Genomic DNA, 12,076 nt, shown 5'->3' on the forward strand with positions numbered 1-12,076 from the left:
GCGGGCGCCGTCTCAGAGCGCCTCGGCCTGCTCGGCCAGACGTTCCCACGCGGCCCACCACTGCTCGCGCAGCGCCTCGGCACGGGCCCGCTCCCGCTCGACCAACCGGCCGCCGACGAAGACCTCGTGGGCGTCGGGGCCGGGGCCCAGCTCGTCGAGCAGGGCGCGGATGCGGTGCTCGGCGACGCAGGCGTCCTGGTGGTCCCCCAGGACCTCCTGCAGTCCGGCGGCGGCCTTCAACATCCGGCGGACCTGACGGGCGTCGTCGGTGCGGGACCCGTCCGCGTCGCGCATCGCCGGTTCGACGAGTTCACCGGTGTAGCGCAGCCGCTTGGTGCGGATCCGCAGGTCGTGCAGGGTCATGTCCGGCGGGTTCGGCCCGGCCCGGCGCACCGCCTTGACGAGCTTGCGGGTCTCGGCCCGGACGAGCTCGATCAGTTCGGGGCGGGCGACCTCGTCCGGCGGCTCCGGCAGCGGAGCGGAGACGGCCTCGACCAGCGAGCGACGCAGTGCCGCGTGCCGGTCGGAGTCGAGCTCGTCGAGCATCTCGGCCCGCGCACCGACCCGCTCGGCCTCCAGCACCGCGATCAGTCGCTCACCGGCGGCCAGTTCGGCCGACGGCAGCGTGGCCACCTCACCGCGGAGGCGGGCGATCATCACGTCGAGGTCGCGCACCGGGCCGAGCGCCCGGCCGAGCCGGCCGAGCTCGGCGCGCAGCAGGTCCGCCCAGGTGTGCTCGAGCAGGGGGTGGGCAGCCTTGAGCGCCGCCCGCATCCGCCGCACGGAGACCCGCATCTGGTGCAGGTCCTCGATCTCGGATCCGTCGCGCACACCGGGCTCGTGCCGCAGCATCGCGCGCAGCCGCTTGTCCAGCAGCGCGCGGACGTGCGCCACCGGCGGGTCCTGCGGTCCCGCGGTCAGCGGCTCACCGAGGTCCGCGGCGCCGTAGAGGTTCCCCGGAGGCTGTGCAGCCCCGTCCATACCCACCATGTCCCTGCCGTCCTGCTTCTGTGGGTCGTTCCGCCGCGAACCGCTGCCGGGCCGTCAGTTGGCGTGCAGCGCTGCGTTGAGGGCGATGCCGTCGCCGGTACGGGCCAGCGCCTCGACCGCGCCGGACACCGAGTTGCGGCGCAGCAGCAGCCCGTTCTGACCGGACAGCTCGCGCGCCGCGGTGGTGCTGCCGTCGGGCAGCGTGACCTTGGTGCCCGCCGTGAGGTAGAGACCGGCCTCGACCACGCAGTCGTCGCCGAGGGAGATGCCCAGGCCCGCGTTCGCGCCGAGCAGACAGCGGCGGCCGATCGAGATGACCTCCTTGCCGCCACCGGACAGCGTCCCCATGATCGAGGCACCGCCGCCGACGTCCGAGCCGTCCCCGACGACGACACCGGCGGAGATCCGGCCCTCGACCATCGACGCGCCGAGAGTGCCGGCGTTGAAGTTGACGAAGCCCTCGTGCATGACGGTCGTGCCCTCGGCGAGGTGTGCGCCGAGCCGGACGCGGTCGGCGTCACCGATGCGGACGCCGGCGGGGATCACGTAGTCGACCATCCGCGGGAACTTGTCGACATGGGTGACGATCACCGGGCCGCGGCCGCGCAGCCTCGCCCGGGTGAGCTCGAACCCGGGCACCGGGCACGGGCCGTGGTTGGTCCAGACGACGTTGGTGAGCAGCCCGAACTGGCCCTCGAGGTTCACCTGGTGTGGCTGGACGAGGCGGTGGCTGAGCAGGTGCAGCCGCAGGTAGACGTCGGCGGCATCGGCGGGCGCGTCGGCCAGCGAGGCGATCTCGGTGCGCACGATCTCGGTGCGGACTCCACGCAGCTCGTCGGTCCCGACGAGGTGCGCCAGGTCGACGGCGTCGTCGGACGAGCCCCCGGCCAGCACCGGCGCCGGGTACCAGACGTCGAGGACGGTGCCGTCGGTCGTGACCGTGGCCAGGCCGGTTCCGGAAGCGCCTTCGCGGCGGTACTCGGTGCTCACGGGCCCCGAACCTACCGGCCCGCCGTCGCCCACGGCACGCCGCGGTGGGTGCGCCGGGACACGTCCTCATGATCGGCTGCCCGTGCCGAGAGCAGCAGGGCCGCGGCCTGCAGATAGCGGAGCACCGCGGTCGGCGCGAACGGCGGCGGTGGCGGGTCGGGCAGCCGCCCGCACGCCCGGCACCGGGCCTGCATCATCATCCAGTGCTCGATGGTCGGCGGTGGCGGCACCGTGCGGAACTGCGCGACCCGCACCTCCCACACGCTGCGCCGCCGCATCGCGTCGCGCAGCGGCCGATCCCGGTGGAACGTCTCCGGCGGTCGGGCGCAGCCGTACCGGTCGCCCCACCACTCGCCGGGCAGCGGGTCGAGGATCACGTCCAGATGTGACGGGAACCTGCGCCCCGCCCCGTCCCGCAGGTCACCCGGCGGGTCCTCCATCGGTGGCACCCGCCGGTTCTCCGCGTCGACGACGACCAGCCGCAGCCCCGCGACCGACAGGATCGCGGCCAGCGTGTCCAGCGCCGGCGCGAGCGACCGGCTCTCGATCCGGGCGATCGTCGACGGCGCCAGCCCCGTCCGCTCCGCGAGCTCCCGCTGCGACAGGTCCGCGCTCCGCCGCACCCGCCGGACCAGGCCGGACAGATCCGGGACGACGACGTCGACCGGTGCCGGCGGCGGCTCCGCGGGCAACCGGTCGCCCTCGATGATGTCCATGCACCGAGCCTGCGTCCGCGAGCCCGGAACGCACCGGTGACCTGCGAACCTGTGGACAACTCGCGCACTTGTGGACAACCCGGCCGTCGCCGGTGCCGGCGATGATCGACACGGCGGGCCGCGGCCGGATCGGTCGCCCGGAGGTGGCCGTCCGTGCGTCGCTTTGCTCTGCTCACCGATACGCAGCGGGCAGGTCCGGGGGCGCCCCCAGAAGGCGAACGGAGACCGTTCACGCCCCGACCCTGCCCCGATCCGGGGGCGACGGGAGGGGCGCGAGAGGCGCCCGTGGGCCCGTGCTGCGTATTGGTGAGCAGAGCAAAGCCACGACCAGGGAGCCCCCCCGGCGACGCGGCACGGGCCGGGGGCGTCGATCCGGCGCCGCGGCGGTCGGTCCGGAGTGCCCGCGCGGCCGGGTCGCGGAGGAGGGGCGCCCGGGCGGGTCGGTAGCGTCGGGCCGGTGACGACGACGCTGCCCGCGCTGGACCTCACGTCCGACCCGGTGACCCTGACCGCCGCGATGGTCGACATCGCCAGTGTGTCCGGGGACGAGCGGCGCCTCGCCGACGCGCTCGAGGCCGCGCTGCGGACCCAGGCACCGCACCTGGAGGTGCTGCGGTCCGGTGACGCGGTGCTCGCGCGCACCGATCTGGGGCGTCCGCACCGCGTGCTGCTGGCCGGGCACATCGACACCGTGCCGATCGCGGACAACGTGCCGTCGCGCCGCGCCGACGGGATCGTGCACGGCTGCGGCACCTCGGACATGAAGTCCGGCGATGCCGTCTTCGCGCATCTCGCGGCCACGCTGCCCGAGCCGAGGCACGACCTCACCCTGGTGTTCTACGACTGCGAGGAGATCGAGGCGGAGCGCAACGGGCTCGGCCGCATCGAGCGCGAGCACCGGGACTGGCTCGACGCCGACCTCGCGATCCTCGGCGAGCCCACCGACGGCACCCTCGAGGCCGGCTGCCAGGGCACCCTCCGCGTCGAGCTGCGGACCGCGGGACGACGCTCGCACTCGGCGCGGTCGTGGCTGGGGGACAACGCGATCCACCGGGCCGGGGAGATCCTCTCGCGGCTGGCGGCGTACCGGCCGCGGTGGGTGGACATCGACGGCTGCGAGTACCGCGAGGGTCTGCAGGCCGTGCGGATCGGCGGCGGGGTCGCGGGCAACGTCGTCCCGGACGAGTGCGTCGTCACCGTGAACTTCCGGTTCGCCCCGGACCGGTCCGCCGAGCAGGCCGTCGAGCACGTCCGAGAGGTGTTCGACGGGTTCCCGCTCGTCGTCACCGACCTCTCGCCGGGTGCGCTGCCGGGCCTGTCCGCGACGGCGGCCGCGGAGTTCGTCGCCGCGACCGGGGCCGTGCCGCGGGCGAAGTACGGCTGGACCGACGTCTCCCGCTTCGCCGCGCTGGGCATCCCGGCGGTGAACTACGGGCCCGGCGACCCGAACCTCGCCCACACCCGCGAAGAGCACGTCGCCGAGGACGCGATCACCGCCTGCACCGAGGTGCTGCGCCGCTACCTCGCGGGCCACCCCGCCTGACCGGAGCCGGCCGGCCGGGCCCGCGCCGACGACAGCGCCGACGACAGCGCCGACGACCCCACCGGCGGGGGCGGGTCGTCGCCGCCCGAATACCGTGATCGCCATGGCCGACGAGAACGCCGATCCCCGGACGCTGCACGAGAAGCAGCCCGAGAAGCAGCGTGGCCCGGTGGTGCTGCGCGGCGAACGCAGCATCGAGCCGACCACCACCGACCAGCGGCTGCTCGACTCCCGGGGCCCGGCCGACTGGGTGCACACCGACCCGTGGCGGGTGCTCCGGATCCAGGCCGAGTTCGTCGAGGGGTTCGGGATGCTCGCCGAACTCCCGCGCGCGGCGACCGTGTTCGGCTCGGCCCGCACGCAGGCCGGCTCCCCGGAGTACGAGCTGGGCCGCGAGCTCGGGGCGCGGCTCGCCGGAGCCGGGTTCGCCGTCATCACCGGGGGCGGCCCGGGCGCGATGGAGGCCGCGAACCGCGGTGCCTCCGAGGCGGGCGGGCTCTCGGTCGGGCTCGGCATCGAGCTGCCGTTCGAGCAGGGCCTGAACCCGTGGGTCGACCTCGGGATCAACTTCCGCTACTTCTTCGCCCGCAAGACGATGTTCGTGAAGTACTCGCAGGCGTTCGTCTGCCTGCCCGGCGGGTTCGGCACGCTCGACGAGCTGTTCGAGGCGCTCGTCCTCGTGCAGACCAAGAAGGTCACGAAGTTCCCGGTCGTCCTGCTCGGCAGCGACTACTGGGGCGGCCTCTACGACTGGATCGCCAAGACCGTCCTCACCGACGGCAAGATCAGCGAGAAGGACCTCGACCTGCTGCACGTCACCGACGACATCGACGACGCCGTCGACGTGGTCAACGAGGCCTACCACGCCTGGGAGGAGACGCACTGATGGCCGGTCCGGAGCCCGGGTTCGCCGTCTGCGTCTACTGCGCCAGCTCCGACGGCGTCGCCCCGCACTACCTCGACCTCGCCCGGGAGGTCGGCCGTGCCGTCGCCGCCCGCGGCTGGACGCTCGTGTCCGGCGGGGGCCGCAAGTCGATGATGGGTGCGGTCGCGGCCGGCGCCCGGGAGGCAGGCGGCCGCACCGTCGGGGTCATCCCGCGGTCCATGGTCGAGCGCGAGTGGGCCGACCACGACAGCGACGAGCTGCTCGTCGTCGAGAGCATGCGCGAGCGCAAGCAGCAGATGGAGGATCGTGCCGACGCGTTCCTCGCGCTGCCCGGCGGCATCGGGACCTGTGAGGAGCTCTTCGAGGTCTGGACCGCCGGGTCGCTCGGCCTGCACGGCAAGCCGGTCGTGCTGCTCGACCCCGACGGCCACTGGGACGGCCTCGTCGACTGGGTCGCCGGCCTCGCCGACCGCGGGTTCGCCTCACGGGCCCCGATCGAGCGGCTGCGGCAGGTCCGCGGCGGCGACTCCGCTCCGGCCGACCCCGCCGGGCTGGCCGACGCGGCGCTCGACGAGTGCGCCCGTCCGCTCACCTGAGCCCGTGACCCTCTCCGCCCGGCTCGCCGCCCGCAAGGACGGCCGTCGCATCGCCGTCGTCCTGCCCGCCCTGGACGAGGAGGCGACGGTCGGTGCGCTCGTCGCCGGGCTGACCCGGCTGTGCGAGGGCCCGTCCCCGCTGGTCGACGACCTCGTCGTCCTCGACTCCGGGAGCACCGACCGCACCGCGGAGTACGCCGCGGCGGCCGGGGCACGGGTGCTCGGCCGCGAGCGGGCGGTGCCCGGCGTCCACGTGCTGCCGGGCAAGGGCGAGGCGATGTGGCGCGCCGTCGTCGCCCTGGGGAACGGGCCGCGCCCGGCCGACCTGGTCTGCTTCGTCGACGCCGACCTCGTCGACCCGCACCCCGAGCTCGTCGAACGGCTCCTCGCGCCGCTGCTCACCCGGCCCGGGACCGCGCTGGTCAAGGGCTACCACCGGCGTCCGCTCACCGGCCCCGGCGGCCCCGGTGGTGCCTGCGGCCCCGACGAGGCGAGCGGGCACGAGGGCGGCCGCGTCACCGAGCTGCTCGCCCGCCCCCTGCTCGCCGCGCTCCGCCCCGGGCTGCGGCACGTCCGCCAGCCCATCGGGGGCGAGTACGCCGCCACCCGCGAGCTGCTCGACCGGCTCCCGTTCGCGACCGGCTACGGCGTCGACATCGGCCTGCTGCTCGACACCGACGCCGACACCGTCGTCGGCGGGACCGCGGCCATCGCGCAGGCCGACCTCGGCGTGCGCCGGCACCGCAACCGCCCGCTGCACGAGCTCGGCCGCACCTCCCGCGAGGTCCTCGCCACGGCCCTGGCCCGCTGCGGGGTCGAGGACTCCGGCGCCGGACTCACCGCGTTCCTCCCCGACGACGCCCTCCCCGGCCACGTGCGCACCGGCCACGGTACGGAGACGGGATGGCGCACCGAGACCCGTCCGTTGCGCCAGGTGGACCGGCCCCCACCAGGCCGGGTGCGCGACGGGGGGTCCGCCGAGCCGGTGGTCGCACCCGCCGCCCGCGTGGGGTGAGACCCGTCGTCGGACCGGCGTGATGAGATGGCGGCATGGGGACCGCCCTCGCGTACGTGATCGTCCTGGCCGGCGTCGCCGCGCTGGTGTTCGTGTTGGCGGCCGCGGTCTTCGGCCGCGGGGAGGAGCTCGCCCCGCTCGCCCCGGACGCGACACCCACCCGGCTGCCCGCCCGCGAGGTCTCCGGAACCGACGTCCGTGACCTGCGTTTCCAGCAGGTGCTGCGCGGATACCGGATGGCTGAGGTGGACTGGGCACTCGACCGGCTGGCCGGCGAGCTGGACCGGGTCCGGACCGACCGGCACGAGCTGGCCGACCGGGTGGCCCGGTTGGAGGCGACGATCGCGCGGATGCGCGCCGAGGAGGACCCGGGTGACGAGCAACGACGGCAGTGGTGACGGCGGTACCGCAGGCAGGAGCGGGGACGGCCGCGACGGCGGGGTCGGCGACCGCACCCCGGGCGTGCGGCCGGCCGGTGGCGGCCGGGTGGAGCTGACGGTCCCGGTCGACGTCAACGTGCCCGCCGACGTCCTGTGGGAGGTCGTCTCCGACCTCGAGGGCCAGTCGGACTGGATGCTCGGCACGACCGTCGAGATCACCGCGGGCGACGGCCGCTCGGTCGGCACCGAGCTGCGCGCGGTCACCGGGGTCGGGCCGCTCGGCGTCGCCGACACAATGCGGGTCACCGAGTGGACCGAGCCGCCCGCCGGTGCGACGGGGGAGCGGCGGATCGTCGTCACCCACACCGGCACCGTGATCCGCGGCGACGGCGTGTTCGTCGTCGTGGAGCTGGGCCCGGCGCGGTCGCGGTTCCTGTGGACCGAGCTGCTCGACCTGCCGCTCGGCGCGCTCGGCCGGTTCGGCTGGCCGCTGGTGCGCCCCGCGTTCCGGGCCGGGGTCGCGCACTCGCTGCGCGGGATGGCCGAGCGGACCGAGGACCGCTACCGGGCCGGCCGGTGACATCGCCCGGCCCCTCGGCCCACGACGACCGCCCCCGCTGCGACTGGGCGCTCTCGGCACCGGACTACGTCGCCTACCACGACGACGAGTGGGGCCGCCCCGTCCACGGCACCGCGGCCTGGTTCGAGCGCATGAGCCTGGAGGCGTTCCAGTCCGGGCTGTCCTGGATCGTCGTACTGCGCAAGCGCCCGGCGTTCCGCGAGGTCTTCGCCGGCTTCGACCCGGACACGGTCGCCCGCTTCGGCGACGACGACGTGGCCCGCCTCCTCGGCGACGCCCGGATCGTGCGCAACCGGATGAAGATCGAGGGCACGATCTCCAACGCCCGCGCCGTGCTCGACCTCCTCGACGCCGGCGACGACCTCGGCGCGTTCCTCGCCTCCTACGCACCCGACCCGGCCGACCACCCGCGCCCGGCACGGCTGTCCGACGTCCCCGGCTCCACACCCGCGTCGACGGCGCTGTCGAAGGCGCTCAAGAAGCGCGGCTTCCGGTTCGTCGGTCCCACCACCTGCTACGCACTCATGCAGGCGACCGGTCTGGTCGACGACCACGTCGCGTACTGCTGGCGTGCCGGGGCCGCCCCGGAGGGCCCGCGGGGGACCGCACCGGGATCGCCGTAGCGTCGCCGGGCCGTTGCGCTGCGTGAACGCCGCGGGTATCGCTGCCGAGCCGTGATCGCCTCGGTTGCACCTCGGCGCCGGTGATGGGGGACAATGTGGTCCCACGGTCGGCGCGTGCCCCGAGCGCGCACCGGGGAACGACAGTTGTGGATGTTGACGGAGGACGGACGAATGGCCGCGATGAAGCCCCGCACCGGCGACGGGCCCATGGAAGTCACCAAGGAGGGCCGGGGCATCGTGATGCGCGTCCCGCTCGAGGGTGGCGGGCGTCTCGTCGTCGAGATGACCCCGGACGAGGCCACCGACCTCAGTGAGGCGCTGAAGTCGACCGTCGGCTGACGGCCGACGGAACGGACACGACGCGGCGGGACCGGGGAACCGGTCCCGCCGTCGTCGTACCCGGGGCCCGGTGACGGGCCTCAGGACACCGACTCGTAGACCTCCAGCGTCCGCCGGGCCATCTCGGCCCAGGCGAACTCGGCGACCGCACGCTCCCGGCCCCGCTCACCCATCGTCGCGGCCCGTCGCGGGTCCGCGACCAGCGCGTTGACCGCCTCGGCCAGTGCCGCCTCGAACGCGGCGGTGTCGGCCGGGTCGTAGTGCGCGAGGAGGCCGGTCACGCCGTCGTCGACGACCTCCGGGATCCCGCCGACGTCGGAGGCGACCACGGCCGTACCGCAGGCCATCGCCTCCAGGTTCACGATGCCCAGCGGCTCGTAGACCGAGGGGCACACGAACACCGTCGCCGCCGACAGCAGCTGGCGGACCTCGGCGGTGGCGAGCATCCGCTGGATCCACACGACGCCGTCGCGCGAGGCGGACAGCTCCGCCACCGCCCGCTCGGTCTCGGCCGCGATCTCCTTCGTGTCCGGGGCACCCGCGCACAGCACGACCTGCGCCGACGGGTCGAACCGGTGTGCCGCCGCGACCAGGTGCCCGAGGCCCTTCTGCCGGGTGATCCGGCCGACGAACACCACGAGCGGCCGGTCCGGGTCGACGCCGTGCGCCAGCAGCGCGTCGCGGGCCGGGTCGGGCGCGTAGAACTGCGTGTCGATGCCGTTGTGCACCACGTGCACCAGGTCCGGGTCGATCGCGGGGTAGGCGTTCAGCACGTCGCGGCGCATGCCGTGGGAGACCGCGATGACGGCGTCCGCCGCCTCGTAGGCGGTCCGCTCCACCCACGACGACAGCCGGTACCCGCCGCCGAGCTGCTCGGCCTTCCACGGCCGCAGCGGCTCCAGCGAGTGGGCCGTGACCACGTGCGGGCGCCCGTGCAGCAGGCCGCCGATGTGGCCCGCCATGTTGGCGTACCAGGTGTGGGAGTGCAGCACGTCGCAGCGCTCCAGCTCGGCGGCCATCGACAGGTCCACCCCGAGCGTGGTCAGCGCCGCGTTCGCCCCGTCCGGCAGCGGCGGCGCGGAGTGCGCGCGCGCGTCGGCCGGGGCGTCGCTGCCCGGTTCGGCGAAGCAGTGCACGTCGACGTCGACGAGCTCCCGCAGGGCGGGGACGAGATGTCCCACGTGGACTCCGGCGCCGCCGTAGACGGCGGGCGGGTATTCACGGGTGAGAAGGCCGACGCGCACGGGCCGGGACGCTACCGGGGCGGGCGGACGCGGCGCGAGGAGTCCGCCGGGCGATCGCTGCGTCCGATCCGGTCCGACCCTGCCCGGCGGGCCCGGACGTATGGCCCCGCCACCGGGCGCCCACTAGTGTTCACGCCATGCGACCGACCGCGTCCGGACGTCTTCCCGGAAGGGTTCTCGGCATCGTGCTGGCCGGTGGCGAGGGGAAGCGGCTCTGGCCGCTCACCGCGGACCGTGCCAAGCCCGCCGTCCCGTTCGGTGGCAACTACCGGCTCATCGACTTCGTGCTGTCCAACCTCGTGAACTGCGGGATGGACCGGCTGTGCGTGCTGACCCAGTACAAGTCGCACTCGCTGGACCGGCACATCTCGACGACGTGGCGGCTGTCGTCGGTGCTCGACCAGTACATCACCACCGTCCCGGCCCAGCAGCGGCTCGGCAGGCGCTGGTACACCGGCTCGGCGGACGCGATCTTCCAGAGCCTCAACCTGGTCTACGACGACCAGCCCGAGTACATCGCCGTGTTCGGCGCCGACCACGTCTACCGGATGGACCCGGCGCAGATGATCGCCCAGCACGCCGAGTCCGGCGCGGGCGTCACCGTCGCGGGGATCCGGGTGCCGCGGGCCGAGGCCAAGGCGTTCGGCTGCATCGCCTCCGACGAGACCGGCCGCATCACCGAGTTCCTCGAGAAGCCGTCCGACCCGCCGCACGTGCCGGACGATCCCGAGGTGACCTTCGCCTCGATGGGCAACTACGTGTTCACCACCGAGGCACTGCTCGACGCGCTGAAGGCCGACGCGGCGAACGCCGACTCCGACCACGACATGGGCGGGGACATCATCCCGGCGCTCGTCGCCAAGGGTGACGCGCACGTCTACGACTTCGCCGACAACGTCGTCCCCGGCGCCACCGAGCGCGACGCCGGCTACTGGCGCGACGTCGGGACCATCGACGCCTACTACGACGCGCACACCGACCTCGTCTCGGTGCACCCGATCTTCAACCTCTACAACCAGCGCTGGCCCATCCGCACCGCGGTGCCCGCGCTGCCGCCGGCGAAGTTCGTCGAGGGCGGCATCGCGCAGGACTCGATCGTCGGCGCGGGCACGATCATCTCCGGGGCGATCGTGCGCCGGTCGGTCATCAGCCCGAACGTGTCGGTGTCGGGCGGCGCGGAGGTCTCGGACTCGGTCGTGCTGCCGGGCGCCCGGATCGGCCGGGGCGCGGTCGTGCGCCGGGCGATCCTCGACAAGAACGTCGTGGTCCCCGACGGCGCCCTGATCGGCGTCGACCTGAACCTCGACCGCAGCCGCTACACCGTCTCCAACGGCGGCGTCGTCGTCCTGGGCAAGGGCGTCACGGCACAGTAGCGCTCACCTGCCGGTGCCGGTGCCGCGTTCGCTCCGCTCACCTGCGGACGGCGCAGAGCATCCCGTCCGCGACCGGGAGCAGCGCCGACAGCAGGCGCTCGTCGTCGCGGACCAGCGCGGCGGTCTCGCGCAGTGCGGCCGTACCCGGGCCGTGCGCGGCACCGGGCTCGGCGACCCGGCCGCCGTCGAGCACACCCTCCAGCACCAGCACCCCGCCCGGCCGCAGCAGCCGGATCGCCTCGGCCAGGTAGCCGGGGTACTCGGCGGGGACGGCGTCGGCGACGACGAGGTCGTAGCCGCCGTCGGTCAGCCGCGGCAGCACCTCCAGCGCCATCCCGTTGATCAGCCGCGCGCGCCCTGGCCCGTACCCGGCGGCGAGGAAGGTGCGCCGGGCCGAGCGCTGCAGCTCCGGGTCGACGTCGATGGTGGTCAGCGTCCCGTCGCCGGCCATGCCGCGCAGCAGGTACAGCCCGCTCACCCCGGCTCCGGTCCCGATCTCGACGACGGCCCGCGCGGAGACCGTCGCGGCGAGCACCGACAGCGCCGCCCCGCCCGCCGCGGAGATGGGGTGCGCGCCCGCCGCCGTGCCCAGTGCGCGGGCCTCGCCGCACGCGTCGTCCTCGGCGAGGTAGCCCTCGGCGTACGCGGCCGCCCCCGCGGGTGTGCTCATGGCGCAAGATTATCGCCGCATGATCCGTCGTCGGTTTCACAGACTTCTCTCAGACGGGTTTCACATCCTCCTCATGGGTGGCGGGCAGTCTGTGGTGCAACGAACGAAGCCGCGCGGCCGATCGACACCAC

General features: G+C 74.4%; 14 protein-coding genes. 9 read left to right on the top strand and 5 right to left on the bottom strand.

Translation table 11 applies throughout. The features are described 5' to 3' along the window. Positions 1 to 12: 12 nt before the first annotated feature. From MTO91_RS04830 to MTO91_RS04840, 3 genes are all read right to left on the bottom strand, one after another. Positions 13 to 981 carry a CHAD domain-containing protein gene (locus MTO91_RS04830; protein ID WP_476653901.1) on the bottom strand — a complete coding sequence of 323 codons (969 nt, stop codon included), beginning with the start codon at positions 979 to 981 and terminating at the stop codon, positions 13 to 15. Between the two features lie 63 nt (positions 982 to 1,044). After that, the gene (gene dapD / locus MTO91_RS04835) at positions 1,045 to 1,980 is read right to left on the bottom strand and encodes a 2,3,4,5-tetrahydropyridine-2,6-dicarboxylate N-succinyltransferase (RefSeq protein ID WP_476653902.1); all 936 of its coding nucleotides are present in this window, start codon (positions 1,978 to 1,980) and stop codon (positions 1,045 to 1,047) included. Positions 1,981 to 1,991: 11 nt separating this feature from the next. After that, positions 1,992 to 2,696, bottom strand: a complete 705-nt coding sequence (locus tag MTO91_RS04840) for a helix-turn-helix domain-containing protein (RefSeq protein ID WP_405419148.1) — start codon at positions 2,694 to 2,696, stop codon at positions 1,992 to 1,994. Positions 2,697 to 3,165: 469 nt separating this feature from the next. Here MTO91_RS04840 and dapE point away from each other — a divergent pair, with 469 nt between their 5' ends. From dapE to MTO91_RS04880, 8 genes are all read left to right on the top strand, one after another. Beyond that, complete coding sequence (gene dapE / locus MTO91_RS04845) at positions 3,166 to 4,239, top strand: succinyl-diaminopimelate desuccinylase (RefSeq protein ID WP_405421596.1); 1,074 nt, start codon at positions 3,166 to 3,168, stop codon at positions 4,237 to 4,239. 103 nt (positions 4,240 to 4,342) lie between these two features. Further along, a complete protein-coding gene (locus MTO91_RS04850; protein WP_346108137.1) occupies positions 4,343 to 5,125 on the top strand; it encodes an LOG family protein in 783 nt (260 codons plus the stop codon). Next, positions 5,125 to 5,721, top strand: coding sequence for an LOG family protein (locus tag MTO91_RS04855; protein ID WP_405419146.1), 597 nt, complete (start codon positions 5,125 to 5,127; stop codon positions 5,719 to 5,721). The genes MTO91_RS04850 and MTO91_RS04855 overlap by 1 nt, the downstream gene beginning before the upstream one ends. A 4-nt stretch (positions 5,722 to 5,725) precedes the next feature. Continuing rightward, the gene (locus MTO91_RS04860) at positions 5,726 to 6,736 is read left to right on the top strand and encodes a glucosyl-3-phosphoglycerate synthase (protein WP_405419143.1); all 1,011 of its coding nucleotides are present in this window, start codon (positions 5,726 to 5,728) and stop codon (positions 6,734 to 6,736) included. A 35-nt stretch (positions 6,737 to 6,771) separates the two neighbouring features. Continuing rightward, positions 6,772 to 7,134, top strand: coding sequence for a DivIVA domain-containing protein (locus MTO91_RS04865; RefSeq protein WP_178374339.1), 363 nt, complete (start codon positions 6,772 to 6,774; stop codon positions 7,132 to 7,134). After that, the gene (locus MTO91_RS04870; RefSeq protein ID WP_374107440.1) at positions 7,109 to 7,696 is read left to right on the top strand and encodes an SRPBCC family protein; all 588 of its coding nucleotides are present in this window, start codon (positions 7,109 to 7,111) and stop codon (positions 7,694 to 7,696) included. The genes MTO91_RS04865 and MTO91_RS04870 overlap by 26 nt, the downstream gene beginning before the upstream one ends. After that, complete coding sequence (locus MTO91_RS04875; protein WP_405419140.1) at positions 7,693 to 8,319, top strand: DNA-3-methyladenine glycosylase I; 627 nt, start codon at positions 7,693 to 7,695, stop codon at positions 8,317 to 8,319. The genes MTO91_RS04870 and MTO91_RS04875 overlap by 4 nt, the downstream gene beginning before the upstream one ends. 171 nt (positions 8,320 to 8,490) lie before the next feature. Then, the gene (locus MTO91_RS04880; RefSeq protein WP_010241564.1) at positions 8,491 to 8,658 is read left to right on the top strand and encodes a DUF3117 domain-containing protein; all 168 of its coding nucleotides are present in this window, start codon (positions 8,491 to 8,493) and stop codon (positions 8,656 to 8,658) included. Between the two features lie 80 nt (positions 8,659 to 8,738). On the opposite strand, the gene glgA is transcribed toward MTO91_RS04880, so the two are convergent. After that, a complete protein-coding gene (glgA, locus tag MTO91_RS04885) occupies positions 8,739 to 9,902 on the bottom strand; it encodes a glycogen synthase (RefSeq protein ID WP_062400465.1) in 1,164 nt (387 codons plus the stop codon). A gap of 137 nt (positions 9,903 to 10,039) precedes the next feature. On the opposite strand from glgA, the gene glgC reads away from it, so the two are divergent. Next, positions 10,040 to 11,275 carry a glucose-1-phosphate adenylyltransferase gene (gene glgC / locus MTO91_RS04890; RefSeq protein WP_208819300.1) on the top strand — a complete coding sequence of 412 codons (1,236 nt, stop codon included), beginning with the start codon at positions 10,040 to 10,042 and terminating at the stop codon, positions 11,273 to 11,275. Between the two features lie 37 nt (positions 11,276 to 11,312). Here glgC and MTO91_RS04895 read toward each other — a convergent pair whose 3' ends face one another. Then, positions 11,313 to 11,945, bottom strand: coding sequence for an O-methyltransferase (locus MTO91_RS04895; RefSeq protein ID WP_062400469.1), 633 nt, complete (start codon positions 11,943 to 11,945; stop codon positions 11,313 to 11,315). Between the last annotated feature and the right edge of the window lie 131 nt (positions 11,946 to 12,076).

Source organism: Pseudonocardia sp. 2-7 (assembly GCF_056341085.1).

What these genes read in the sequence shown, in the direction of transcription:
- MTO91_RS04895 (WP_062400469.1), bottom strand. Translation starts at nt 11,945, where the DNA reads ATGAGCACACCCGCGGGGGCGGCCGCGTACGCCGAGGGCTACCTCGCC.
- MTO91_RS04850 (WP_346108137.1), top strand. Translation starts at nt 4,343, where the DNA reads ATGGCCGACGAGAACGCCGATCCCCGGACGCTGCACGAGAAGCAGCCC.
- MTO91_RS04855 (WP_405419146.1), top strand. Translation starts at nt 5,125, where the DNA reads ATGGCCGGTCCGGAGCCCGGGTTCGCCGTCTGCGTCTACTGCGCCAGC.
- MTO91_RS04830 (WP_476653901.1), bottom strand. Translation starts at nt 981, where the DNA reads ATGGACGGGGCTGCACAGCCTCCGGGGAACCTCTACGGCGCCGCGGAC.
- MTO91_RS04840 (WP_405419148.1), bottom strand. Translation starts at nt 2,696, where the DNA reads ATGGACATCATCGAGGGCGACCGGTTGCCCGCGGAGCCGCCGCCGGCA.
- MTO91_RS04880 (WP_010241564.1), top strand. Translation starts at nt 8,491, where the DNA reads ATGGCCGCGATGAAGCCCCGCACCGGCGACGGGCCCATGGAAGTCACC.
- MTO91_RS04865 (WP_178374339.1), top strand. Translation starts at nt 6,772, where the DNA reads ATGGGGACCGCCCTCGCGTACGTGATCGTCCTGGCCGGCGTCGCCGCG.
- glgC (WP_208819300.1), top strand. Translation starts at nt 10,040, where the DNA reads ATGCGACCGACCGCGTCCGGACGTCTTCCCGGAAGGGTTCTCGGCATC.